Annotated in this window: 24 protein-coding genes and 1 pseudogene; 9 read left to right on the top strand and 16 right to left on the bottom strand. The window is 61.0% G+C overall.

The genetic code is table 11. From position 1 onward, the window contains the following. The first annotated feature begins 991 nt into the window (after positions 1-991). Both FJ973_RS08910 and xth read left to right on the top strand, forming a co-directional pair. Entirely contained in the window at positions 992-1,174 is a 183-nt protein-coding gene (locus FJ973_RS08910) for a DUF3606 domain-containing protein (protein WP_140523303.1), read from the top strand. Between the two features lie 10 nt (positions 1,175-1,184). Continuing rightward, positions 1,185-1,961, top strand: a complete 777-nt coding sequence (gene xth, locus FJ973_RS08905) for an exodeoxyribonuclease III (RefSeq protein ID WP_140523301.1) — start codon at positions 1,185-1,187, stop codon at positions 1,959-1,961. A gap of 215 nt (positions 1,962-2,176) precedes the next feature. Here the strand turns inward: xth and FJ973_RS08900 are convergent, their stop codons facing one another. After that, positions 2,177-3,052 (bottom strand): hypothetical protein, encoded by an 876-nt coding sequence (locus FJ973_RS08900; RefSeq protein ID WP_224656195.1) that lies wholly within the window; start codon positions 3,050-3,052, stop codon positions 2,177-2,179. Positions 3,053-3,611: 559 nt separating this feature from the next. Between FJ973_RS08900 and FJ973_RS08895 the strand changes: the two are divergent. Beyond that, positions 3,612-4,049, top strand: a pseudogene (locus FJ973_RS08895) (transposase); the annotation flags it as partial. 496 nt (positions 4,050-4,545) lie between these two features. Here the strand turns inward: FJ973_RS08895 and FJ973_RS30830 are convergent. The 15 genes from FJ973_RS30830 to FJ973_RS08820 all read right to left on the bottom strand — a co-directional run bounded on the left by FJ973_RS30830 (position 4,546) and on the right by FJ973_RS08820 (position 19,721). Further along, a complete protein-coding gene (locus FJ973_RS30830; RefSeq protein WP_181167739.1) occupies positions 4,546-4,719 on the bottom strand; it encodes a hypothetical protein in 174 nt (57 codons plus the stop codon). A 54-nt stretch (positions 4,720-4,773) separates the two neighbouring features. Further along, entirely contained in the window at positions 4,774-5,814 is a 1,041-nt protein-coding gene (locus tag FJ973_RS08885; RefSeq protein ID WP_140523298.1) for a GTP-binding protein, read from the bottom strand. Then, entirely contained in the window at positions 5,807-6,139 is a 333-nt protein-coding gene (locus FJ973_RS08880; protein WP_140523295.1) for a hypothetical protein, read from the bottom strand. Before FJ973_RS08880 ends, FJ973_RS08885 begins: the two co-directional genes overlap by 8 nt. Positions 6,140-6,322: 183 nt before the next feature. After that, positions 6,323-7,537 carry a sugar ABC transporter substrate-binding protein gene (locus FJ973_RS08875; protein WP_140523293.1) on the bottom strand — a complete coding sequence of 405 codons (1,215 nt, stop codon included), beginning with the start codon at positions 7,535-7,537 and terminating at the stop codon, positions 6,323-6,325. A 30-nt stretch (positions 7,538-7,567) separates the two neighbouring features. Next, positions 7,568-8,578 (bottom strand): ABC transporter permease, encoded by a 1,011-nt coding sequence (locus FJ973_RS08870; RefSeq protein ID WP_140523290.1) that lies wholly within the window; start codon positions 8,576-8,578, stop codon positions 7,568-7,570. Beyond that, the gene (locus tag FJ973_RS08865; protein WP_140523288.1) at positions 8,578-9,552 is read right to left on the bottom strand and encodes an ABC transporter permease; all 975 of its coding nucleotides are present in this window, start codon (positions 9,550-9,552) and stop codon (positions 8,578-8,580) included. The genes FJ973_RS08870 and FJ973_RS08865 overlap by 1 nt, the downstream gene beginning before the upstream one ends. 2 nt (positions 9,553-9,554) lie before the next feature. Then, positions 9,555-11,090 (bottom strand): sugar ABC transporter ATP-binding protein, encoded by a 1,536-nt coding sequence (locus FJ973_RS08860; protein ID WP_140555431.1) that lies wholly within the window; start codon positions 11,088-11,090, stop codon positions 9,555-9,557. 318 nt (positions 11,091-11,408) lie between these two features. Beyond that, the gene (locus FJ973_RS08855) at positions 11,409-12,308 is read right to left on the bottom strand and encodes a polysaccharide deacetylase (protein ID WP_140523283.1); all 900 of its coding nucleotides are present in this window, start codon (positions 12,306-12,308) and stop codon (positions 11,409-11,411) included. A 41-nt stretch (positions 12,309-12,349) separates the two neighbouring features. Then, a complete protein-coding gene (locus tag FJ973_RS08850; protein WP_224656196.1) occupies positions 12,350-13,114 on the bottom strand; it encodes a FadR/GntR family transcriptional regulator in 765 nt (254 codons plus the stop codon). An 84-nt stretch (positions 13,115-13,198) separates the two neighbouring features. Beyond that, complete coding sequence (fabG, locus tag FJ973_RS08845; RefSeq protein WP_140523280.1) at positions 13,199-13,948, bottom strand: 3-oxoacyl-ACP reductase FabG; 750 nt, start codon at positions 13,946-13,948, stop codon at positions 13,199-13,201. Positions 13,949-13,977: 29 nt separating this feature from the next. Then, positions 13,978-15,033, bottom strand: coding sequence for an ABC transporter ATP-binding protein (locus FJ973_RS08840; RefSeq protein ID WP_140523278.1), 1,056 nt, complete (start codon positions 15,031-15,033; stop codon positions 13,978-13,980). Further along, a complete protein-coding gene (locus FJ973_RS08835; protein WP_181165428.1) occupies positions 15,030-15,965 on the bottom strand; it encodes an ABC transporter ATP-binding protein in 936 nt (311 codons plus the stop codon). Before FJ973_RS08835 ends, FJ973_RS08840 begins: the two co-directional genes overlap by 4 nt. 97 nt (positions 15,966-16,062) lie before the next feature. After that, entirely contained in the window at positions 16,063-17,073 is a 1,011-nt protein-coding gene (locus FJ973_RS08830) for an ABC transporter permease (RefSeq protein ID WP_210239621.1), read from the bottom strand. Beyond that, the gene (locus tag FJ973_RS08825; protein WP_140523273.1) at positions 17,073-17,996 is read right to left on the bottom strand and encodes an ABC transporter permease; all 924 of its coding nucleotides are present in this window, start codon (positions 17,994-17,996) and stop codon (positions 17,073-17,075) included. The genes FJ973_RS08830 and FJ973_RS08825 overlap by 1 nt, the downstream gene beginning before the upstream one ends. 63 nt (positions 17,997-18,059) lie before the next feature. Next, positions 18,060-19,721 (bottom strand): ABC transporter substrate-binding protein, encoded by a 1,662-nt coding sequence (locus FJ973_RS08820; protein ID WP_140560030.1) that lies wholly within the window; start codon positions 19,719-19,721, stop codon positions 18,060-18,062. 213 nt (positions 19,722-19,934) lie between these two features. Here FJ973_RS08820 and FJ973_RS08815 point away from each other — a divergent pair, with 213 nt between their 5' ends. The 6 genes from FJ973_RS08815 (at position 19,935) to FJ973_RS08790 (ending at position 25,471) form a co-directional block, all read left to right on the top strand. Continuing rightward, the gene (locus FJ973_RS08815; protein WP_140523267.1) at positions 19,935-20,912 is read left to right on the top strand and encodes an asparaginase; all 978 of its coding nucleotides are present in this window, start codon (positions 19,935-19,937) and stop codon (positions 20,910-20,912) included. 79 nt (positions 20,913-20,991) lie between these two features. Then, positions 20,992-22,068: a tartrate dehydrogenase gene (locus FJ973_RS08810; protein WP_140523264.1), complete on the top strand. Its 1,077-nt coding sequence runs from the start codon at positions 20,992-20,994 to the stop codon at positions 22,066-22,068. Positions 22,069-22,076: 8 nt separating this feature from the next. Continuing rightward, entirely contained in the window at positions 22,077-23,246 is a 1,170-nt protein-coding gene (locus FJ973_RS08805) for a mandelate racemase/muconate lactonizing enzyme family protein (protein ID WP_140523261.1), read from the top strand. A 59-nt stretch (positions 23,247-23,305) separates the two neighbouring features. Further along, positions 23,306-23,548: a hypothetical protein gene (locus FJ973_RS08800; RefSeq protein ID WP_140523258.1), complete on the top strand. Its 243-nt coding sequence runs from the start codon at positions 23,306-23,308 to the stop codon at positions 23,546-23,548. A gap of 52 nt (positions 23,549-23,600) precedes the next feature. Beyond that, positions 23,601-24,359, top strand: a complete 759-nt coding sequence (locus FJ973_RS08795; protein WP_140523255.1) for an SDR family NAD(P)-dependent oxidoreductase — start codon at positions 23,601-23,603, stop codon at positions 24,357-24,359. 197 nt (positions 24,360-24,556) lie between these two features. Next, positions 24,557-25,471, top strand: coding sequence for a polysaccharide deacetylase family protein (locus FJ973_RS08790; protein WP_140523252.1), 915 nt, complete (start codon positions 24,557-24,559; stop codon positions 25,469-25,471). The last annotated feature ends 295 nt before the right edge of the window (positions 25,472-25,766 follow it).

Below are 25,766 nucleotides of genomic sequence, written 5' to 3'. Positions count from 1 at the left end.
TGAGGACGTGCGCAGCAATGCGCGCTGCTTCGTTCGAAGCAGGGGCTACGCCGCGCTCTTTGCAGACGGAGTGACAAACGTGGGCAAGCATAACAATATCGCTCGGCCCCAAAAAACGACCAGGATACAACATACCGTTCTCTGCTCAAAAGCTACTGATGGCTACCGGTTACGCAAGGTTACCAGCAGTTACAATTAACTATGATAGTCATGCACCTCGACTTTGCGAAACATCCATTGCGCCCTCGAAAGGGCGTCAGGTACCAGCAGCACTGAGGCCGAGCCGGACGCTGGGCTGATCTGGCTGCTCGGGAGAATGTGAGAGAGCCTGAAAACTTGGACGAAGTGAAGCCGCTGGACCCGGGAGCGGCAGTCCCGTGCGCTCTGTGGCCGCGGCTACCAATGCGATCAAAGCGTCCGTCATCGATCCTTGAATGCCGGCCGATCGCGCAAGCTCCAAACATTGGCGTCCGGTTCAAATGTCGCGCCGACCACCCGCTCCTTCTCCTCCGGCCCAGCGCCGGCGCCGCTCGACCGAGGTGATCACTTCAATCTGATGCTTCGTCATAGGGCTACTCCTAGTGCTGGCACTAGAACTTGCAGCCCTTCAGCCTATGTCAGCAAGGCTGCTTCACCGGATGGGTACCGGATTTCCAAAGAGGACATTCGTGCTTCTCGCGGTCGCTCGCCTCGCCATGTGTATATCGAGGAGAGATCGCCGCGATCTCCTATTCATTTCACCTGCACTTCGTCATTCCCGTATGGACCGGTATGTCGTCGATCAGCGCGCAGCGCTGGAACGGACGAAACTGAGGCAGGGGGTAATGTCCGGGTAGAGGGCGGCCTCTACGGCCGGCATGCGGAACCCGAACACATAGTTCGATCCAATAGCCGGCCCTGACTTTCAGTTCCACACTACGCGCCGATGAATTGAACCGGAAGAGTCCGGCCGCGTTGTTGGGAAATCGAAACGTAATCCTTGGAGGAAGAAATGGCCGCTACTCAAACAACTCGCGGGCGCAGCCAGGACCGCGCAAAGGTCGCTGGCGGGCAGAATCATGAGGTGAAATACGAGGCGGGCAAGAGTGGGGCAAGCAAAGCCGACGTCAAATCGGCCGTGAAATCGGTCGGCAACAGTCGCAAGAAGGTCAAGGACAAACTCGGAAAGAAATGAGCCACGACAAATGGTTCGGATTGCCACCTTCAATGTGAACGGTGTCAATGGACGGCTGCCCGTGCTCCTCAAGTGGCTCTCGGCCACCAACTACGACATCGTCTGCCTCCAGGAACTAAAAACGTCCGACGAGAAATTTCCGATCGAGGCCATCCGCGAGGCGGGGTACGGCGCCATCTGGCATGGCCAGAAATCCTACAACGGAGTGGCCATTGTAACTCGAGGGATGGACCCGGTTGAACGCCGGCGCGGCTTGCCTGGCGATCCTGATGACACTCACAGCCGCTACATCGAAGCCCAGGTGGACCGGCTCGTTGTCGGCTGTCTCTACGTGCCCAATGGGAATCCAGCGCCTGGTCCCAAGTTCGACTACAAGCTGCGCTGGTTCGACCGCTTGATCAGCCACGGCCAGGACTTGCTCAAAGCGGGAGCGCCGACAGTGCTGTGTGGAGACTACAACGTCGTTCCAACTCCGATTGACGCCGTGGTGCCGCGACGATGGCTCGGCGATGCGGTTTTCTTCCCCGAGAGCCGGCAAGCCTATGCCGAGATGCTTGAGGATGGCTGGATCGATGCGGTCCGGCGCATCCGCCCGGAGAAGGGGGTCTATACTTATTGGAATCACTCCTATGGCGGCGGCTACGACAAGAGTTCTGGCCTGCGAATGGACCATCTGCTCGTCAGTCCATCGTTGTCGCCCAGGCTTCGCGATGCCGGCGTGGATGTTGGGACGCGAGGGTGGGAAAAGCCCAGCGATCATGCGCCGGCTTGGATAGAGCTCGACTAGTCGATTTTGACGGGGCCAAGTTCAGATGTCAGCAGGTTCACGCCTTTGTCCGAAACTTGTCGCATATTTCGGACATGTCCTTGGTTGAGCCTGACAGCAATTTCCGTACGCGCGTGCTTGCACGGATCGAGTCCAAACCCGACGAGGTATGGACCCGCCGACTTTGCAGACTTCGGTGGAGGCATCGAGAAGAGCCTCAACGGTGGCAAACAGGGTCACACTCGACCTCGCCGTCTTTCCAACCCACGCGCCGCCTTTCGTGCGACCCTGAGGTCATCGAGAGTTGGCTGCCACCAAAGCGCGTCACCAATCTCCGTCTTGGTTCGCGAGGGCCAGGTCTTGATGAGCTCATCGAAGGCGGCGGGACGCCACCGACCCCAGACATAGTCATGGTGGTCTGGAAAGTCGGCGTACTGGGTACCAAGAATGTCGCCATCGACGGGCTCGCCATCGCACCCGATGAAGACGATGACACCGTAGCCCCGTGTCATTACCGGCCGGCCAAGCGGCGGAAGATCGTTTGGATCCAGCGGATAGCGCCTGCGGCGGCGTTCCGTGGCATGGGCGCGAGACGCCAGTTCTTGCGGAGACCCCTGCCTCTGCGCCGCGCGCTGTTTTCGCGCTTCGGGCTCGTTGCGAAGAGCGGCAGCCTCAATTTCCGCCCAGCGTCGATGCAGTTGTTCATAGGAGCGATATGGCACTTTCCAAGCGTGCCTGTCGGGATCCCAGGACGCAAACGGCACGTCGCGCATCACCTTCACCACCGAGCGAGAATATGGTGTTTGCACCTCCAGCCGATCCTGGTGCACGAACAGGTACTTGGAAACGATAGGATCGAAGGCGTAGGCGTCGCGTCCTCTGCTGTCAGCATGCACGCTCGATCCGGCGAGTTCTTGCTCCATCCAACGATTGACGCGCCGAGCTGCGGTCTTTCCCGGGACAAACCAGGCCTTGAGTTGATCGCTCCAGCGGGCCCGGGGAAAACTCTTCCGGAAGCGTTCGACGGTGGTCCGATCAAAGGGGAAGGACGCCGGCACGCCCGTTGAGACATTGTCATTCGAACCTGATCCATCCGTTCTCTTCATGATCATGGAGCCTTCACCGCATCTCTGACAGGAGAACGCTTTACGAAGGCGCAAGTGCCCTTCGCGCCGATGTCGGCAAGAACTCCCAGATTGCAGGAGGCGAACGTACCTTTGCTTACTTCGCTAGGGCCTGGGCGATAGCGCGATCGGCGATCCAGCGCGCAATGCAACAGGATCTGCGCTTTTCGTCCGGAAGCCCGAGAGGCCGATCAAGCTGGATTTGCACCAGCTTTCTTAATTCGAGACCGAAATCGAAATTCAACAGTGCCAATTATGTGGACCTTCTCGAGCACAGACACCTGACCGTTTCCATTCATCGCCCAAGGCCAGTTTATCGCTGGAAAGCCAAAGTGCGGGAATTCAGGAGAAATGGCCGCTGGATGCGTTTTTTCTGAAGGGGGTTGTCGAGGGGAGATACCCATGGCTGCACCAGTCTGTCGGCGCTGCCAAATTTGCAGATCGCATCCAGGACCTTTCCAACGACATTCCGGAGCTATGTGACATTATGGAGGCGTTGCTTGCCGCCCGACAGAAACTTCGCGAGCAGTTCACGGTGCTGCATGAAAGGTTGTTGTCGATCGTGAAGGATGACACGGTTCTGCAGGCGGTTGATGACCGTGCCTGGTATCGGCCCTGTCGTTGCGCTGGCTTTCAATGCCACGGTCGACGTTCCTGCACGCTTCAAGAACTCGAAAGCCGTAGGTCCGGCTCTCGGGTTGACGCCGCGGTTGCATCAATCAGGCGAGGACAATCGCGTCGGACGTGTTTCCCTGTGCGGTGACGCCATGATGCGGACGCTGCTTTATGAAGCCGCGCAAGTCTTGCTGACGGTGGTGAAAAAGTGGTCATGGCTGAAAACTTGGGGATGAACATCGCCAAACGTCGAGGCCGGCAAAGGGCGACCGTTGCCCTTGCTCGCAGAATGGCTGTCATCATGCACAGAATATGGTCCGACGGCGGTGAGTTCCGCTGGGCGCGAGAGGAAGCGACGGGGGTGATATAGCCGGGTCCACCAAACGAAAGGGAGAAGATCCGATAACGGGATCCGCCAAGGGCGGATACATGTCCTTCGCGGGACGGAGGATGAAGAGAGGACGTGCCGGGACTCGTTTCCACCGCGGCAACGTGGTGAGAACGCTGTTTAGATTGTCCCCTTCATTCCAACTGATCCCATGCTGGGAGGGCCAAAGCGCCGATCCCGAAGAGAAGCAGGGCCTCGCGAAAGACATCAAATGCCCATGGTAGAGGAAGCTTGAAAGCGATTGACTTCAACACACCGAATAGAGAAGTCCCGGCATTTGCTGGAGCGGATTGAGAGTGAAGCGCTCGGGCTGGGAAGCTCATGCCTTGCAGATGAACTCGTAGGGGGTGAGACTTTGAGGGTTTCGAGTCTGCGACCGAAATTGTAGGCCGCGACCAAATCGGCAAGATGCCGACGCAGTTGGGCGTGATCGTGGTTCTGGGATGCCGCACCGAGCCGCAGCGTGTATGAGAGGCGCTCAACATCGCGTCGGCCGCGCCGCGCTTGGCGGTTTGTGTCTTCTGAGCGGGGAGCGGCTTTCGCTTGGGACGAAGGCAGCGTGATGCTGATCATCGCCGCCGCGCTTCGGTCGCCGATGACGCATGATCATCAGCAGCACCAGCATCGCCACGATGATCATCATGATCGGCATGCCAATGACCATCGCCGCGGTCGGTTGGTCCGTGTGGGGTACATTGGCGCTCGGCTACGCGCCGCCGATCACCATGACTTTGGGCTGGCTGGCCAATGCGAATGCAGCGAATGAGCGCTGCACCCGTTCTAAATCGAGGCCGTCGGCAATGATGACCAGCCGCGATGTGCGGTCTTGGCTCGGCCACGCCTCCATATGTACAGGAGGATGAACGAGATGCTGCACACCGTGGACCGCGACCGGGCGGTCTTCACCTGCGATGTTCAGGATGCCCTTCACCCGAAGGACACGCTCTCCATGTCTGTTGAGCAGCATGGTGAGCCATAAGCCGAACGCGGTCCAATCGACTTGCTCGTCCCAGACCAGGACGCAGGATGCGATCGCCGCTTGATGCGCCTGTCCGTCGGCAGTCGCCAACACGGCAGCCTCCTCGCAGAAGAAGCCTGACTGCGATTGCAGCTGGCTTGCACGGGCTACAGTCTCCTGCTCGAACAGATCTCGTGCGCAGAACCCGGAGCGGACATTCAGTATCGGGGCATCCGGATTGATGCGCTCCAGCCGATCTGCAAGTCGCCCGATTTTGGCGTCGTCAGCGAGATCGGTCTTGGTCATGACCAGCCTGTCGGCAATGGCCACCTGACGATTGGATTCGATATATCGGTCGAGGTTGGCAATCCCGTTCATGACGTCGACGGTGGTCACCACATTTCCCACGATGAAATGGTGCTTCAGCATCGGATCGGATTTTAGCGTCGAAAGAATCGGAAATGGGTCAGCCAGCCCCGTACTTTCGACCACTACCTGCCGGAACGGGGATATCTGGCCTCGCTCCCGCTTCGAATATAGATCGCGGATCGCGTCGGCCAGTTCACCGCGCACGGTGCAGCACACGCAGCCGGACTGAAGCAGTACCATGGTTTCGTCAATTCGTTCCACCAAGTGGTGGTCGAGCCCAACCTGGCCGAATTCATTGATGAGCACGGCCGCGTCCGATAGATCAGGGTCATCAAGCAACCGTTTCAGAAGCGTCGTTTTGCCCGAGCCGAGAAAACCTGTCAGCAGGTGGACCGGGGTGAAAGGCGGTAGTTCAGCCATCGCGACCGGCTTCGAAGCTTGCGATGACATCGGCCTCCAACGGATCGCAAGTCCTGCCCGAAAGACGCTCCGCAGCCTGCCATAGGTGTCCGAGATCGTTGATGATCTCTGTCTTGCCCGTTCGCGTTGAAATGACAAAGGCCGTCCCCTGCCAGTCCGCCAGCCGCATGCCGAAGGAGGCCAGGATGAGATTAGCTATCCTGACGCGATTGGCGCGCTCACGGCGCCGGTCAACGTTTTCGACGTTGCGCGTGTAAACGCCGGGCCGGGCCACGGCATCGGTCCAATGTTCGTTGCTGCCTAGAACGCCGCATAGCGAGCACATGATCTGCTCCTTGGATGACCGTCTTCGGAGACCGTTTGACCCCGACAGGGCCTTACAGTTCCTCTGTAGGTGGTTGCCCTGCCTGGCGATGCCAAGTCCCCCCTGCCTGGTCTACCGCAGGCTTCGACCAGAAGAAGAACGCGGTCTCGGAAATGCCGAGGCCGCGTTCTTCTGTCGAGGAACTCAAGGGGCCGGGATCGGCTTAACCTTGTTTGGCTCCAGCCAGCCCTTGGTCGGCTCACATTTTCCGCAGTTGATGCCGGGCAAATTGTCGGCGTAGGTCACGTCGGGCAGATCCTTGATGGTTGCGCCCGGCGTGGGCGTACCATCTTGCACCGACTTCAAGCTGAGTTCGGGCAGCAGATCGCCGTTCAGCGAGGTGTCGATGAAGAGCGGTGGCACCTTGTCGGCAGGGAAAGTGTTGCAGCCGTCAACGAAGGTCTCACCCTGGCAGAGCTTCACATCCTGCGGCTCAACCCATGGCAGCGGATATTCGATGTTGTTAGCGGTTAGCTTCTTCTTGCCGGTCACGACTTCCATCATGAGCTTGAAGGCGTAGCCGCCAACGGCCGGACCCGCGCTCGAGGAGACGCCTTTCAGGCCCTTGGCCTGCATTGCCGGATCCGCCATCGCGAGACGATAGCCGTTGTTGGACTGGCCGGCAATCACGACCAGCTTGTCGGGACGACTGTTGATGACGGCTTGCAAAGAGCCAAAGGTGCCGTCAACCGTCCAGATACCGTCGACGTTGGGGTGCGCGGCTAGGATCTTGGCAACCTCCTCCTGCGAGGTCGCGTCGTTCCAGTTGCCATAGAAATCGCCGACGATCTTGATGTCGGGATATTTCTTGAACACGCCATAGGCCTGTTCGTCATAGGTCTTGGTCACGGTCGTGCCGGCGACGCCGTGGTTGAAGATCAGCTCTCCCTTGCCGCCCATCTGGTTCACCATCCACTGCGCCGTATTGGCGCCGTAACGGGCGGTGATGTTGGAGACGTTGTGCGCGCAGGACTCCGTAACCGTACTGTCGTATGTGAACACCACGACGCCTTGATCGCAGGCTTGCTTGATGGTGCGGTTGAGCGCAGTCGGCGAGAGCGGATACAGAAGAATGGCGTTGGCGCCTGCCGCGATCATGCTCTGGAGGTCAGATATCTGCTTCTGCACGTCGGTGCCGGAGATAATGGTCTTGAACTCTACCTGGTTGTCGTAAGGCGGGGTCGAAGCCAGTGCCTTGATGCCGTTGGCGGCGCTCGCCTGCCAGGTGTTGCCGCTGTAGCTCATGTTCAGGAACACCTTGTAGGTATCCTGGGCATTCGCGCTGGATGTCCCCAGACCAAGCAACGTGGCGGCGATGGCCGCCCGGCCGTAAGTCAGTCTACGCGAAGCGTTCTTCATGTTCTTTCTCCCATTTGAAGCGACCGCCGACTAACGGCTTCGCAGATTGAGCCGCCCACGCTGGAGCAGCAAAGCGATGATGATGATCCCGCCCTGCACCAGGTCGCGGAATCCCTGCGAGAGGCTGAGCGTGGTGATGACGGTGGACAACGTGCTGAGGAAGAGCGCGCCGGCAAGAGTTCCGAGATAGATGCCGGAGCCACCGGTGACCCGTGCGCCGCCGATGACGACGGCGGCGATGGAGGGCATCAGCAGCGCATCGCCCATGTCAAGCGTCGCGCTCGAGGAATAGCCGGCCAAGAGGATGCCGGTCATTCCGGCACAAAGGCCGCTGATGGCATAGACTGCGATGGTGAGCGCGGCGATCGGCAGGCCCAGCACGTTGGCCGCGCCAGGGCTGCTGCCAATGGCGTAGAGCTTGCGGCCTTCCGCGCTCTTGTTCTGGAACAGCCAGGCGAACACCGCAAAGACGATTATGAAATAGACGGGGTAGGGTACCCCCAGCCAGCGGGAGCTCATGAACTGCTGGATCGCAGGAGCGACCGATTGTTGCGAATTGCCCGCGGTGAAACCCAGCGCCACCCCGAAGAATGTGATGCCGGACGCCAGCGTCACGATGAAGGGCGGGATCTTGGCAATCGCCACACCGATGCCGTTGATGAGACCGATGCCAAGACAGCACAAGAGGGTAAGCGGAATGGCGTACAGCAGCGCGTCGTTGCTGCCGCGCGTAAGTTCCGCGATCATCATGCCGCCGACACCGATGACCACGCCCAGTGACAAGTCGATGCCGCCCAGAAGGATCACCAGCCCCTGCCCGAACGAAGCGACCACCAGGAAGATGGCGGTAACCAGTATGGCGGTGAGCTGGTCGAACGAACCGAAATTGGGACTGGCGATCTTCGTGCCGATGACCAGCAGCGCCGTGGCGGCGAACACGGTGATCGGCGGCACAAGGTCCGATGAGACAAGTGCGCGGCGCGCGCTCTGCGCGCCGTGCTCGGACGTCTGTGCCGGGGTCGTAATGTCCTTGTCGGTCATCAGGCTTCCCTTCTCGCGGAACGGCGCGCCAAATAGACGGAGGCTTGGCCGAAAAGGATTGCCAAGATCATGATAAGTCCGTTGAAGATGTTGGTGTAAAAGTCAGCCACGCCGAGCGCGAACAGCATCTTTTGCAACACCGTCAAAATACCTGCACCGGCCAGCGTGCCGACCACCCCGCCGCGACCGCCGAACAGGGACGTGCCGCCGATCGCGACCGCCGCGAACATGAACAGCAAGAAGGAATCGCTGATGCGTGGATCGCCCGAACCGATCTCGGCGCTGAAAACGAAGCCGGCCATGGCATAGAACAGGCCGGCGGCCACGAAAGCGAATAGCCTGGTGGCGCGGATATTGAGCCCCGAGAGCCGCGCGGCCGTCTGATCCGTGCCGACCGCGTACATTGCTATGCCCATGCGCGAATGCTTGAGCAGAAACCAGAAGACGAGCACCAGCACCAACAGGATCGCCGGCACGGGAATGCGTAGAATGTCGCCGGTGATGCCATAAGCGATGGATTCCACCACCTCGCCGCCAGGTGCCGGAAGGATGAGGAGCGCGATGCCTTGGCATGCGATCAGAGAACCGAGCGTCACGGCGAGCGACTGCAGTCCAAAATAGGCGACCAGTATGCCGTTGAGACCACCGACCACGAGGCCGACCAACAGAACCAGGCCGAAGCTGCCAAGGGCGCCCGCATCGCCGCCACTCACCGTCGCCACCACCACATTCGCGATGGCGATCACACCGGGGCCCGAAAGGTCCAGCTCGCCGCATACCACGACGAGCGTCAGTCCCGTTGCGGCGAGGGCGAGTACGATGGCGTTGTTGAGGAGGTTACCGATGCCGAACAGCGAGAGTGCCGAAGGCTCGTGGGCGGCATAGACGGCGAACATGACGATAAGCAGGCCGATGGCGGCGACCGCTCCGTTGCCTAGAATTGTCAAGCGGCCGCGAGGCGTATCGGATGCCATCGTTACGCCCCTTGGGCGGCAGGCCGCCGCGACCCGTCGCGATAACCGGATGCCAGCGACAGCATACGGTCCTGTGAGAGATGGTCGCGGCCCAGCTCGCCGGCAATCGAATTGCGGTAGAGAACGAGGCAGCGATCACAGAGCTGAACGAGTTCGTCCAGTTCAGTCGAATAGAACAGGATCGAGCCGCCATCGCGCACGAACGCGCGCATCATGGCGTATATGTTGCGCTTGGCGCCGACATCGACACCGCGCGTGGGATCGAACAACAGCAGGCACCGCGCGCCCGTTATCAGCGCCCGCGCCAGCACCGCCTTCTGCTGGTTGCCGCCCGAAAGCGCGCCGACGTTGAGGGGCAGGAGCTGCTTCGAAAGGTTCACTGCCGGGGTTACCTGCTCCACCAGCCGCAGCTCGGAAGATCTGTTTACGAGCTTGAATGGGCTCACCTTGCCTATCACCGGCAGCGAGATATTCGCCTGCGTGGTGAGATCGTGAAACAGTCCTTCGGACTTTCGTTCCTCCGGCACCAGCACCATGCCGAGCCTACGCGCCGCGCGAGGCGAGCCGACCGAAGTCGCCTTGCCTGCGATCGAGATCGTGCCCTCTCGCAGCGTCGACAAGCCCACCAGCGACTTGAAGAGACTGGACTGCCCGTGACCCTCCAGACCCGCCACACCAAGAATCTCGCCGGGAGCCAGCGAGAAGCTGATATCATTGACGCCAGGGCCGATCAGGTGACCGACCTCCAGCGCCGGCGTGGCGCCGACGCGAACCGCCGACGGCGCCTTCTCCGCGGATTCAACCACGGAGCGACCGGCCATACTGCTGAATATCGCTTCGTCGCTCATGGATTCAACATCGCTTTCCAGCACCTTGCGGCCGTTACGCAGGATAACGCAGCGCTGGCACAAGCGGCGGATCTCGTCGAGCTTGTGGCTTATGTAGAGCACTGACGTGCCGCCACGAACAGCGGCATCGACCAGCTTGAAAAGCCATTCACGGTCGGAGAGCGCGGCGGTCGCTTCGTCGAGCACCAGCACGGCCGGGCGGTGCCGCAGCGCACGCACGATCTCGACCTTCTGGCGCATGCCGAGCGGCAGATCCTCGACCAGCCGCCGGGGCGCGATATCCGCCACGTCATGGGCTTGAAGAATCTCAGCCGCCTCACGCTCGATGTTGCGCGCCGACACCAGACCAAGGCGGTTGAGTGCCGGGCGCGGCAGGAACAGGTTCGCGGCCACTGACAATGTCGGAATCAGGCTGAGTTCCTGGAAGGCGGTTGCTATGCCGGCCAAGCGGGCGTCCACAATGCCCTGCGGCTTGAAAGGAGCGCCGCGCAATTCGATGGAGCCGGTATCAGGTGTGACGACGCCACTCAGTATCTTCACGAGTGTCGACTTGCCGGCGCCATTTTCGCCGAGCAGACCGCACACTTCGCCGGAGCGCATTTCAAACGAAATATCCTCAAGCGCAATCGTGGCACCGTAGCGCTTGGACACGGATCGGAAATCAAGGACGTTGTGCGTTCTATCCTTCATTCCACCTCTTCCCAGTCTTCCCTATTTGGTCAGACCAAGATTGGAGCTAGCACGCCTTACCCGCCATGACAATTAAGAAAACTTGCAAGAAAGCTTGAATTTTCAGCACATTTGGTCTGACCGGAAATGGGTGGTCGAAAAGCAATGCGAAGGGCACCAAATCCACCATCAATTCTGCTGTTTCCAGCAGAATTGACGGGAGCTGCCATCGGCGAGATGACACAGAAAGTATAATCAATCCGATCTATCGGGTCTGACCACTCAAGCGAACCGGGCCGGAGACCGCGCGGCGATCCCGGCATAGTACGCCGAAGCCGCTCAGGATTTGGGACGTGCCTTGCCGCTGCGCGGGAAGCGCTTGCCGAAATCGGCCGCGATCTCTTCCATCTTGACGAACTTCACGCCCTCGAAGCCCTTCATATAGTCATGGAGCCGTTCGTGCATCTTCAGCACATGCGGCTTGCCCGACACGTCGGGATGGATCGTCAGCGGGAACACGGCATAGTCGTAGTTCTCGTAGACCCAGTCGAACTGGTCGCGCCACATCTGCTCGATATCGCGCGGGTTGACGAAGCCGTGACTGTTGGGCGAGGCCTTGATGAACATCATCGGCGGCAGGTCATCGAGATACCAGGATGCCGGTATCTCGATGAGATCGGTCTCCTCGCCTTGCGAATACGGCTTCATCCAGCTGGATGGATGCTTGGAATAATCGATCTTCGTCCACTGGTCGCCGACCGTCACATAGTAGGGGTGATGGTCGTTATGCATCAGCGAGTGGTCGTAGAGCAGCCCCTTCTGCTTCAAAAGCTCATTTGTTTTCGAGCCGAACTCCCACCAGGGAGCGACATAGCCGCGAGGCGCCTTGCCGCAAAGCTTGGTGATCAGGTCGACGCACTTGTTGAAGATGGCCTCTTCCTGCTCGGGCGACATGGCGATCGGGTTCTCGTGGCTGTAGCCATGCATGCCGATCTCGTGGCCAGCGTCCGCCACTTCCTTCATTTCGTCCCAAAAGCTCTCGATGGAATGACCGGGGATGAACCATGTCGTCTTGATCCCCCACTTTTCGAACATCCGAAGCAGCCGGAGGCTGCCGACCTTGCCTGCGAAGGCGCCGCGAGAGATGTCGCAAGGGCTGTCCTCACCGCCGTAGGAACCCAACCAGCCGGCGACAGCGTCAACGTCCACTCCGTAGGATACAAACATTTCTTTCGGCATCTCTCTTCCTTTCGTTGTTCATGTCCCCGGCCGAAGGGCGTCTAGGGTAGTTGCGAGGGTGGAAGACCGGCCCGGCTTCCCGCCATGCTGATATGTTTGCGCATGTAGTAGTTGGCGCCATCGGGATCGCCCATGGCAATCGCCTCCAGGATGCGATCATGCTCCTGCACCGCGAACAGCAGATTGCCCCGCCGCTCGGTGGGCAGGCGCTGGCTCTCCAGCAGCACGCTCGCGAATGTCTGGTGCATGTCCACCAGCAGCTTGTTGCGCGAGATGCGCATGATGAGGTTGTGGAAATCGAAGTCCGTCTGCGCGTAGGAATTGAGGTCCTTTTCGCGCGCCGCGTTGCGAAAGGCGATCGTGCATTCCTTCAGGTCGGCGATCTCCTGATCGGTATGGGTCAGCGCCGCGAGCTCGGCGGCGTAGGATTCGACGATGTAGCGGAACTGATAGACCTCGCTCAGCGAATAACGCGCCGCGAAGCGCCAGGACGGAGTTGCCGGTGCGCCGGAAGGGTCGGCACAAACGAAGCCCCGCCCTCCCTCGCGCGCAACGATCTCGCCGATGGTGGCGAGGATCGACAGAGCCTCGCGCAGCGTGGCGCGGCTCACATTGAGGTCGCGGGCCAGGTCGCGCTGCGGCGGCAATGTATCGCCTGGTCGCAACCTGCCGTCGCGGATCATCGACTGCAAGGCGGCCACCGTTGCCTGGGCCACACCGCCGCTGGCTTCCCGGCGCTCGCGCCGCAGGTCGGGCGGCTGTAAGGCCGCCGTCTTTCCATCATCACTAAGATTGCGTTTCATCATGGCTAGGCCCCAGCGTCAGCAGGAATTGTCGCCACATAGCTAGAACAAGATACATTTGGATGGAACCATTCAGCCCGCGGTTGATCAGAGCATGACATCGCCGCCGTTCGGATTCATGGTCGCGCCGATGTAGTAAGCGCCCTCCTCCGACGCCAGCAGCACGGCGGTGGGAGCGATTTCGTCGACATGGCCGGCGCGGCCGATCGGCAGTTCGCCGAGCTTGCGCTTCTTCCATTCCTCCGGCAGCGCCTTGAATAGCTCCGTTTCGATCGGGCCGGGACAGATGGCATTCACGGTGATGCCGTCGCGCGCCACCTCATAGGCGAGCGAGCGGGTGAAGCCGATGACACCGGCCTTGGCGGCCGCATAGTGCGCCATTTCCGGCGCGCCCTTGTGACCGAGCTGCGAGGCGATATTGATGATGCGGCCGAACTTGCGGGAAATCATCGGCTTCAGCACCGCGCGCGTGCAAAGAAAGACGCTGCGCAGGTTGACGGCCATCATCTGGTCCCACATGCCGGTGCTCATTTCGGCGACGACGGACGTCGTGTCGATGCCGGCATTGTTGACCAGTATGTCGATATGGCCGAGCGCCGCCTCCACCTTCTTGACGGCTGCCTCGACCTGCGCCTCGTCGCTGACGTCGGCCGCGACGGCGAAGGTCCTTGCACCGAAATCAGCAAGGGCGGAGATGCGCGCCTCGGCGGCCTCGAGTTTCAGGTCGAGAACGGCCACGTCGGCGCCCTCGCGCGCGAAGGCCGTGGCAATCGCGCCACCGATGCCGCGTGCGCCTCCCGTGACCAGTGCTTTCTTTCCAGCGAGACGTCCTGACATGCTTGGTTTCCCATTTCCTGGTTGATTGACTATCGTAGCGAAGACGCGAGACCACCGGGCGCCGGCCGGCCGAGGATGCGTTCGGCTTCCTTCATGAACACGTTGAAGGTGTCGGAGGCCGGCACCGAAGCGGCGACGTCCTTGTGGCGAAAGCAATGGACCGTGTGCCGTTCGCCGACCGTCTCAGCCGGCGGCATCTCACGGCGGCAGCGATCGATGACGAACGGGCAGCGCGATGCCAGGAAGCAGCCCTGGGGCAGATTGATCGGGCTCGGGATCTCGCCTTTGAGGCTGACGCTGCTTTCGATCTTGAGATGCGGATGCGGCAGCATGACCGACGACAGCAAACCACTGGAATAGGGATGTTGCGGGCGATTGAAGACCGTTTCGGCGCTGCCCTGCTCAACGATCATGCCGAGATACATCACCGCGACGCGGTGGCTGATGAAGCGCACCGTGGAGAGGTCGTGGGAGATGAACAGATAGGCGGTGTTGCGTTCGCTCTGGATGCGCCGCAGCAAATCGATGATCTCGGCGCGGGCGGTCGGGTCGAGCGCCGAGGTCGGTTCGTCGAGGACGACGAGTTCGGGCTCCGTGACCATGGCGCGCGCTATGCCGACACGCTGCTGTTGCCCGGAAGGCAGCTCGGAAGGATAGGCGTCGAGCAAGTCGGTATCCAGCCGCACCAGGCGCAAGGCGTCGGCCGTGCGGCGGCGCCTCGTTTCGCGGTCGAGCTTTAGCGGCAGGAGCGGCTCGCAGATCGTGTCGCCGATCTTCATGCGCGGGTCGAGCGACTCGTTCGGTTCCTGGAATACAAGCTGAATCTTGCCAGCCAGCTTGCTCTTGTGTTGATGGCGCTGCGCCAGGTCGGTGCCGCGGAAGCGAATGTTTCCGGCGGTCGGCTCGATCAGGCCGACGATGCAGCGGCCGACCGTGGTCTTGCCTGAGCCACTCTCGCCCACGAGCCCCAGTGTCTCACCCGGCTCGATGGTCAGGCTGACGCCGTTGATCGCCTGTACCACCTGCTTGGAGCCGGCAATGGGGAAGCGCTTGTAGAGGTTGTCGATGGTCAGGACGGCGTTCATGCGTGCCTCACGGGGAAATGGCAGCGGACGAAGTGGCCCGGACCGATCTCGGCGAAAGGTGGCCGCTGTGCGCGGCAAACCGGCTGAGAGATGGGACAGCGGTTGGCATACTGGCAGCCGGTGGGCGGTTCGCGCCGCCGGCCAGTGTCCGGCACGCTCCAGCTGTCGCGCAGCCTGGGGCTATGGGAGAAGGCTGCAAGCAGCATCAATGTGTAGGGATGCGCGGGCGCGAGGAAGAGAGCCTCGCGCGGCGCGATTTCGACGATTTCGCCCGAGAACAGCACAGCGATGCGATTGCAGAAATGCGCGGTGATGCCGACGTCGCGGGTGATGAACAGCATGGCGCTGCCATGCTCCGAGGCAAGCTTGGTCAGCAGGGCCAGGATCTGCGCCTGCACCGTGACGTCGAGTCCGCTGGTGGCGTCATCCGAGATGATAAAGGCCGGGCTGCAGATCAGCGCCATGGCGATGACGACGCGCTGCGCCATGCCGCCGGACAGTTCGTGAGGATAGGCATCCATGCGCCGTTCCGGGTCCGGTATCTGCACGTCGTGCAGGATCTTCAACGCCATGCGCCGCGCCTCCTTGCCGCCGACGCCGAGATGGATCCTCGCCATCGCGGCGATCTGGTCGCCGACCTTGAGCAGCGGATTGAGCTCAGCGCGGGGATTCGGCACCACGACCGAGAGACGGCGGCCGCGAAGACGGCGGAGTTCGGATTCGGACAGGCTGAGGATCTGGCGGCCCTCGAAGTGGACTTCGCCGCCGGCGATGCGGCCCGGCGATGGCGGCAGCCCGAGGATGGAGCGGGCGAGCGTCGTCTTGCCCGCGCCACTCTCACCGACCAGGCCAACGATCTCGCCAGGCTGTACTGCAAGGTCGATGCCCTTCAGCACCGCCTTCGGTTCGGCGCTTCCGGACGGGAACGTCACGCGCAAGTTCCTGATGTCGATCAACGGCGGCTTGTCGCCGCCGGACGCGTTGCGCGTTTTGCTTATGATTTCTGCTGCGCCCAATGACATTCTCACATTAATTGCTGATCCGCGGGTCGAGCAGGAAATAGATGAGGTCGACCGCGATGTAGACGATGAGGGAGAAGATGGCGGAGAAGAGCACAAAGCCCAGAACCGGATAGATGTCCGAATTCAGCACACCTTGCACCGCGTATTGCCCCGCCCCTCCCCACGAGAACACGATCTCGACGAGCACCGCACCGCCGATCAGGAAGCCGTAGAGCACGCTGATAATGGTGACGATCGATGGCAACGCATTGCGCAGCGCATGGCGCACGACAAGGTTCTGCGGCACCCCGCACAAAACTTCAAAGCGGCTGAAATCGGAGTCCAGCATCTTCTCCATCGTCGCCTGCGTCATCTTGAGGATGGGACCGGCATTCAGGAGCCCGAGCGTCATCACCGGCAGGACCAGATGCGCGCAGGCAGACCAGAAGGCCTGCAGGTCGCCGGCGAGAAGCGCGTCGATGGTGAGGGCTCCGGTGACCGGCGCCGGCGGTATGACGATCATGTCGATACGGCCGAGAGGCGCAGGCGCCCAGCCGAGCACGGTATAGAAGATGAAGATCAGCACGAGGGCGAACCAGAAGTCCGGTAGCGCACCGGCACTCAAGCCATAGAGATCGGACAGGCGCGCGATCCAGCCGTTTGGCTTGCGCGCCGCATAGACGCCCAGCGTTACCCCAACGATGATAGCCAGGAGCAGCGAAAGCGTGACGAGTTCGAGGGTCGCCGGGAAGCGCTGAAGCAGATCCTCGAGCACCGGCCGCGTTGTCTGCCAGGAGGTTCCCAGGTCGCCATGCAAGAGATTGCGCACATAGATCAGGAACTGCATGTAGAGAGGCTGGTCGAGCCCGAGCTGCTGGCGCAGTGAGGCGATGGCCGAAGGCGTCGCCGTGGGCCCGAGCATCAGCACAGCGGGGTCACCCGGAATGCTCTTCACCAGCAGGAAGCTCACGAGCACAATGCCCAGCAACTGCGGGATCACGAAAATCAGGCGCTTGGCGAGATAGGCCAGGATGCGCATCAGGCGCCCTCCGCCGGCCGGTCGACCCGGCGGCGATGCTCGCGTGCATCGCTCAGCAGCTGCCGGCGCTTGGACGGATCGGCCAGGACCTCGATGGACGCGCCGACCAACGAGAAGCCGAATACGGTGATCGCGAGCATCGCGCCGGGGAACATGGACGGCCACCACTGGCCGGTCACCACGTTTTGAAAGCCCATGGCGATCATGCTGCCCCATTCAGGTGTCGGCGCGCGCACGCCGGCACCAACGAAGGACAGCGCCGAGGTCAGCAGGATGCCCCAGCCGACATTGACCGATAGCTGCGCCAGCACCGGCGCCATCGCATTGGGAATGATGTGGCGCCGAATGGTCTGCATGTCCGACAGGCCATTGACCTGCGAAGCCTCGACATAGCGCATGGAGCGGATGCTGAGCACCTGCGAGCGCATGAGACGCAAGTAGATCGGCGCATTGACGAAGGCTATGGCCAGAACCACCGTCTGGATGCTCTGACCGAGGCTGGCAACCAGGGCGATGGCGAAGACGAAAATGGGAAATGCCTGCAGCACGTCGGCCGCGCGCATGACGGCGAAGGATAGCCACACGCGAATGCCGCGCCCGCTGCTGTAGAAACCAACAACAGCACCGATCGAGCCGCCAATCAGCGCCGACAGGAGCGTGCCCAGTATCGCGATCGTCAGGTCGATGCGGGGCGCGTAGATGGAACGACTGAAAATATCCATGCCGACATTGTCGGTGCCAAAGAGATGGGTGGCATCCGGCGGCTGCAGGAAGCTGGCCGAATCCGCCTCGGTCGGCGAATAGGGTGCAATGGCCGGCGCGAAGATCGCCAGCAGGGTGATCGCGATGACGATCAGATAGCCGATCGCAAATCTCGGCCGGATGACCGCCAGCCTCAGGAGAAGGCTAAGCTTCGAAGACATCTAAGATCTTTCCGATACACTAACTTGTCCCCGGAGGCGGCAGCCTCCAGGGACAAGACCTCATCAGCCGCGGCTGAAATCCTGGAACCGAAGATTATTGGACGTGTAGTAAGTGTAACCCTTGAGGTTCGCCTTACGCGCCAGCGTGTATTTCGGATAAGCAATGAAGCCCCAGGGCGCTTCGTCCATCAACGTCTTCTGCACCTCCGAGTATTTCTGCTTACGCACATTGTCATCAAGCGTGGCAAGACCGTCCTTGATCATCTGATCGACGCTCTTGTTGTCATAATTGGAATAGTTCACGTAGCTTTCGGAGTTGAAGTAGAGGTAGGTCGAGTAGCCCGGATCCGGCGTCCACGGCGAATCCAGATAGAAGATCATCGGCTTGGCGCGCTTGGTGACGTTCTCGTAAAACACGCCGGCCGGCAGCTTCTCCAACGTCAGCTCCACGCCGATCTGCTTTAGCGCGGTCTGGATCAGCAATGCGATCGGCTCCTGCGTCGGGTCGCCGGCGTTGTAGGACAAGGTGGTCGCCAGGTTCTTGGCGCCTGCCTTGTCAAGAAGCTCCTTGGCCTTGGCAAGATCATAGCCGTACGCGAAGAAGCTTTCATCCGCCATCGGGTAGATATAGGGCATCGGCGCCTTCTGCTCGTCGGCATAGCCGTAGTAGATGGTGCGGATGATCTCGTCGCGCGGGATAGCGAGGTTGATGGCACGGCGCACGTCGACATTATCGAATGGAGCGATCTTGGAGTTGAGCTCCAGCCAGATCATGTAGGACGAATTGACGGCATCCACCGCCACGTTCTGCTGCTTCTTCAGCGCCTCCAGTTCGCGCGGCTGCAGGAACTGTGCGATGTCGACCGCGCCGCCCTGCAGCAGCGAGAAACGACTGGCCGACTGCGGCACTTCGCGCATGATGACGCGCTTCATGAAGGGCTTTTCATCCCAGTAGTCTTCGCGCGCCTCGAACACGGCTTGTTGACCGCGCACGAGCTGGGCAAGGCGATATGGGCCAAAGCCAGCACTATCGTTCTTGAGGAAATTGACCGCCCACGGGTCGTCGGAGCCACCGGCTTCGGCGCATTTGGTGGCGTCGTAGATCGGGTTGGCGAGGTTACACTGCTGCTTGAGAAGCAATGGATTTGGCTGTTCGAGATTGAAGGAGACCGCATAGTCGCCTTCCACCTTGATCTGGTCAGGCGTCTTGAGACCGAGCACCGCGGTCTGGAACAGGCCTTGCCCCTTGAGGTTGAACTTGCGGTCCCAAGTCCATTTTACGTCCTTGGACGTGAACTTGTTGCCCCAGTTGGAGACGACACCCTCGCGTAGCTTGAAGGTCGCCTTGCGGCCATCGGGGGCCACTTCCCAGCTTTCCGCCAACCGGCCGCGCAAGGCGAGGTTGTTCGGCTTGTCGGTATGGACGCCGGTATCCTCCCGCAGCACGCCGGGTGCATTGGGATCATCCATCTTCTCATAGCCAAGCATGTACTCGTAGAGCGCACCGAGGGAATCGATGGAGCCCAGGCTGACGTCGAACTCGATGTCGAGGCCCTGGGGCGTCGCGGGCGCCGCGATCACCAGCGTACTGTTTGCGTCCTGCGCGAAGGCTTCCCCCAAGCGGCCGGTCGATGCAGCAAGTGCGGCACCGCCGAAGGCGGCAGTCGTTTTCAGGAACTGACGGCGCGTGGGCGCCAACCGAATTCTGGTAAAATCATCAACCATCTCTCGTTCCCCATTGGTTGCGCGAATACGCTTCGTTATCTTTCCGCTTTTGGACAGACCAAAGAGCGTAACTGACATTAATGGACAAATTGGCCTGACCGTCAATCACAAAAAATGCGAAAAATTCGTGCATTTCATGCACAAAAAAATAGCTTCTTGATTTCTTGGTCTGACCAAATTATTCAACGTCGGGTACGGCAGCGAGGAACCGAAATGCGAAAAATCTGTCTGATGACAACAGGAGGGACGATCGCATCCAAGCTGGAAGCCGAGAGCGGACATGTCACCGCAAGCGTCACAGGATCGGAGTTGCGCGCCATGCTGCACGATCCGCTCGATGGCATTGACATCGCCATCGACGAGTTCTGCAACGTCGGCAGCTATGCCATCGACCTCCCGCTCGGCTTTGCACTGGCCCAGCGGATTTCACACCACCTTCAAGGTGACTTCGATGGGGTCGTGGTGACCCACGGGACCGATACGATGGAGGAAAGCGCCTTTTTGGCTGATCTCCTTGTCGCGACTAACAAGCCGATAGTGTTCACCGGCGCACAGCACGCGGCCGATGAGGCGAACCCCGACGGCCCACGCAACCTCACGGATGCCATCCGGCTAGCCGCGTCCGAAACTGCGCGGGGCCTGGGCGCGATGATCTGCTTCGAGCAGGAATTCCATGCTGCGCGTGACGTGAGCAAGTCGCACAGTTCACGCACCGATACCTTCATCTCCTACGAGCACGGCAAGCTCGGGGAAGTGGACGGCGACCGCATCGTATTGCACCGCAAGCCGGTCCTGCGCCGCACCTACGACGCAAAAGGCATTGTCGCTGATGTCGATCTTATCAAGCTGGTCATGGGGATCGGTGACCGCTACATCCGCTTCGCCGCCCAGGATGGTGCCAAGGCCATCATTCTGGAGGGTTTCGGGCGGGGTAACGCGACGCCCGCCGTCACTGCCGCCGCGACGTCGCTTGTCGCCAATGGTACTCCCGTCATCATGACCAGTCGTTGCCAGCGCGGCCGGGTCAAGCCGATTTATGGCAATGGCGGCGGCAAGACACTCTCCGACGGGGGCGTGATCTTTGCCGGCGACTTGAGCGGCCAGAAAGCACGAGTGCTCGTGGCCGTCCTGCTCGGCATGGGCATCGAGGGCGAACGCCTGCGCCAGGAGATCGAATATTTCGGCGGCTGATGCCCGCTCTTCCACCGCCTGATTTCCGTAAGGCGGCCGTCCATCGCCGCCGTCCCATTCCTGCAGCCGAGGAACCATGATGTCAGCAAAGAAGCACAGGATCGCGGTCATTCCCGGTGACGGGATCGGCAAGGAGGTCGTCCCCGAGGGACTTCGTGTACTGGAAGTGGCGGCAAGGCGCTTCGGCATCGACCTACAGCTCGACCATTTCGACTTTGCGTCGTGCGATTACCATGCCAGGCATGGCCGCATGATGCCGGAGGACTGGAAGTCCCGGATCGGAAACCATGATGCCATCTTCTTCGGCGCGGTGGGCTGGCCGGCCATGGTTCCCGACCATATCTCGCTTTGGGGATCGCTGCTGCAGTTTCGCCGCGAGTTCGACCAATACGTCAACCTGCGCCCCGTCCGGTTGATGCCGGGCGTGCCCTCGCCGCTCGCCAACCGCAAGCCCGGCGATATTGATTTCTACGTCGTGCGCGAGAACACCGAGGGCGAATATTCATCTATCGGCGGCCGGATGTATCCGGGCACGGAGCGCGAGATCGTCATCCAGGAAACCGTGATGTCGCGCGTCGGCGTCGATCGCATCCTGCGTTATGCGTTCGATCTGGCGCAGAAGCGTCCGCGCAAGCACCTCACATCGGCCACCAAATCCAACGGCATCTCGATCACCATGCCGTATTGGGACGAGCGCGTCGAGGCGATGGCCGCCCAATACCCGGATGTCTCTTGGGACAAGTACCACATCGATATTCTGGCAGCCCATTTCGTGCTCAATCCGAACCGTTTCGACGTTGTGGTGGCATCGAACCTGTTCGGCGACATTCTCTCGGATCTCGGACCCGCCTGCACCGGCACGATCGGCATCGCCCCGTCGGCCAACATCAACCCGGAACGCCGCTTTCCGTCGCTATTCGAGCCGGTACACGGCTCGGCTCCGGACATCGCCGGGAAAGGCATCGCCAATCCGATCGGACAGATCTGGACGGCCGCCATGATGCTCGACCATCTTGGTCACGAGGAGGCTGGCCGCGCGATCGTGGAAGCCATCGAAGCCACGCTGAAGAGCGAAGCCACCCGCACCGGTGATCTCGGGGGCAAGGCCGATACCGTCACCTGCGGCAAGGCGGTGGCGGAGGCACTCGAAGGATAGGACCAAGCATGCGCATCGTCGACATCAGGGAAAAGACCGTCTCGATCGCCTCCCCCATCGCCAACGCCTATATCGACTTTTCGAAGATGACTTGCTCGGCCGTCGCCGTGATCACCGACGTGGTGCGTGATGGCAAGCCGGTGGTTGGCTACGGCTTCAACTCGAATGGCCGCTACGGGCAGGGCGCGCTGATGCGCGACCGTTTCCTCGCGCGCGTCCTCGAGGCCGATCCCGAAACACTGATCGACCATGAGAACGACAACCTTGACCCGTTCGCCATCTGGAAGACGCTGATGACCAACGAGAAGCCCGGAGGCCACGGCGAACGGTCCGTGGCGGTGGGCACCATCGACATGGCCGTCTGGGATGCCGTCGCCAAGGTCGCCGGCGTCCCGCTGTGGCGCCTGCTGGCGGACCGTTACCGGGCGGGCGTGGCGGACGAGAAAGTTTGGGTCTACGCGGCAGGCGGCTACTATTATCCCGGCAAGGATCACTCGAAGCTTCAGGCGGAGATGCGGGGCTATCTCGACCGCGGCTACAAGGTCGTGAAGATGAAGATCGGCGCGGCGCCCCTGGATGAGGATCTGCGCCGCATCGAGGCCGTGCTGGAGGTGGTCGGTGGGGGCCAGTATCTGGCTGTCGATGCCAACGGACGCTTCGACCTGAAGACCGCCGTCGCCTATGCCAAGGCGATGCAGCCATACGGCCTGTTCTGGTACGAGGAGGCCGGCGATCCGCTGGACTATGCGTTGCAGACGGAACTGGCGAACCACTACGGTGGGCCGATGGCGACAGGCGAGAACCTGTTCTCGCACCAGGATGCGCGCAACCTCTTGCGCTACGGCGGCATGCGGCCCGACCGCGACTATCTTCAGTTCGACTGTGCCCTCTCCTATGGCCTGGTGGAATACCTGCGCACGCTGGAGGTGATGAAGGCGCTTGGCTGGTCGTCACGACGCGTGGTGCCGCATGGTGGACACCAGATGTCGCTCAACATTGCCGCAGGGCTGCATCTGGGCGGCAACGAATCCTATCCCGACGTTTTCCAGCCCTTTGGCGGCTTCGCCGACGACATCGCGGTCGAAGATGGCTATGTCGGGCTACCCGATGTTCCCGGTGTCGGCTTCGAGAAGAAAGCCGAACTGTTCAAGCTGTTCCGACAATTGCACCAGCCGTGAGCGAGACGCCGGCCGTGCCGAACGACAGTTTTCAGCCTGTCAGGACGTTGCACCCGCCTATGGCGTTGCAGACTGCTTCGGTGACTTCGCGCGTCGTCGCCGCAAGATTGGGTGCGGCGACGCCGACAACCGCAACCTCCTTCGAACTCAGTGTGATATCGGCCCTCATAATGGCCATGCGGAGCAATGGCCTGATCATTCTCGGCATCTCGTGCGAGAAGCAGAAGATCATCACCGGCCTAATTCTCATCCTTGCGGTGTTTCTTTCGCTGGAACACGGCAAGATCGGCGTCATCGAGTGATGCGCCTCATGTCCACAATCGCATCGAACCACGCAGTGTCCGGGAGATCGTCATGACCAAGCCTACCGTAATCATCAGCGGCGCCGGCATCGGCATTGGCCGCGCCACGGCCCTCGCTTTCGCCAGGGTTGGCTACAGAATCTGCGTGACCGACATTCTCGAGACCGAAGGCAAGCAGGTGGCCGAAGAGATCAAGGCGGGCGGCGGGGATGCTTATTTCCGCAAACTCGATGTGACCAGATCGGATCAGGTCGACGACGTCGTGGGGGAAATCGACAAGCAGTATGGCGGCGTGGACGTCGTGGTGGCCAATGCGGGTATCGCCCACAAGGTGCCGCTGGCGCAGATGAGCGATGCCAAGTGGGACATCACAGTCGACATTGACCTAAAAGGCGTGTTCCGGATGGCACGCGCTGCCACGCCGCGCATGCGAGAGCGTCGCAAAGGCGCCATCGTGGCGGTATCGTCGATTTCAGGCATGAGCTATGGCTGGGCCGAGCATGTCCATTATTCCGCCGCCAAAGCCGGCGTTCTGGGTTTGGTGCGAGGCTTGGCCGCCGAGTTGGGCGGCGACGGGATCCGGGTCAACGGCGTCGCGCCCGGTTTCATCCGCACGGCACAATCCCTCTCCGAGGAGCACTCGATGGGTGAAGCGCGGCTGGTGGCTCAGGCTCCTTCCATTCCATTGCGTCGCATCGGCGAACCCGACGAGGTGGCGGATGTAATCCTGTTTCTGGCTTCCGACGCAGCGCGATACGTGACGGGCCAGACTTTGCTGGTAGACGGCGGGCTGACGATCAAACAAGGCTAAACATCATCATGCGTCTGCTTGCTTGTGCAACTGGTCGTCCTTTGTGCCAAGCCAAGGCGCCCCACGTTGCATCCGCTTGGCGGCGGCGTGGTGGAGGTCTATACGTATCGGCCCACTGGTGGTGCGACTGGGTTGACGGCGAGTCACCCTATGAAGCTGATCAATCCAAGTGCGTTCCAAGCCCTTAGGACCGTCGCATGCCGCTGAGCCCTCGCGAACGAATAGACTACCAGGCCATCGTCGATAGACAGCCGCTGAAATTGCCTGACGGCGTCAGGATGCCGGTGTGGCTGATCGTCAATGTCGAACATTGGGACGCGAGGCGGCCGATGCCGCGCACCGTCTTGCCGCCGCCGATGGGCATGCCGATGCTACCCGATATTCCGAATTGGTCGTGGCACGAATACGGCATGCGGGTCGGCTTCTGGCGCATCCACGAGAGCCTGACATCCCGAACAATTGTTCCGACGTTGGCCATCAATGGATCAGTGTGCGAGGTCTATCCCAGGATCGCGCATGCCGCGCACGACGCCGGATGGGAACTGATGGGTCACGGTTGGCTCCAAGGGCCGATGCACAACCTCGAAGACCAGCGCGTTGCAATTCGGCGCACAATCGGCGCGCTGTCCAAGATTTCCGGTAAGCCGCCGGTGGGATGGGAAAGCCCAGGGCTTACGGAGACCTCGGACACGGCCGACATCCTCGCTGAAGAAGGAATTCGGTACGTCGCCGATTGGGTAATGGACGACCTGCCTTGCGAACTGAAGACGACGGCCGGCCGGCTGGTGACACTCCCCTATACGGTGGAGATTAACGATGTCGCAATAATGGCTGTGGCGCAGCACTCGTCGGCGGAACTGCTCGAGCGCGGCAAGCGCCAGTTCGACCGGCTGTATCGGGAGAGCGCGACCTCGCCCCGGATCATGTCCATCAGCGTCCATCCTTATCTTAGCGGTGTTCCGCATCGGATTGGCTATCTGGAGGAATTGCTGGATTATATCTCCTCTCATCGCGACGTGGCATTCTGGACGGGCGAGCAGATCTATAATTGGTACACTTTTGCGCGGCTCCCCGCAGGGTCGGTAGAGCTGTCTGGCACGGCTATGGGTTGAAAAAAGCAAACGCTCGTCTCCACCGAAGCGCAGCATTCTCGTCGATCGGGCTGTTCGGAATGCTATTGCGGAACTGGCGGGCCCGTGGCAGCTTGGGCGAGGCGTATCCGCGCTTTGGTGAGCGCGAATTTCCGTCCGCCTTTGCGGCCGCGTGCTCTGGCGGTAGGAAGACCAGCTGGCGCATTCACGGGTCAGGTCGCGCTCCAACTCGCCAGCGTGGTGAAGACGCAAAACCACCATACGGCCGCTGCGGTCGTGGTGCGATCTACGCACTTTTCCGGCTGGTCAGGCAGGG

The organism is Mesorhizobium sp. B2-1-3, from assembly GCF_006442495.1.
Classification (GTDB): Bacteria; Pseudomonadota; Alphaproteobacteria; order Rhizobiales; family Rhizobiaceae; genus Mesorhizobium.
Note: the sequence above shows the minus strand (reverse complement) of the source record. Positions and strands in the feature narration are given on the sequence as shown.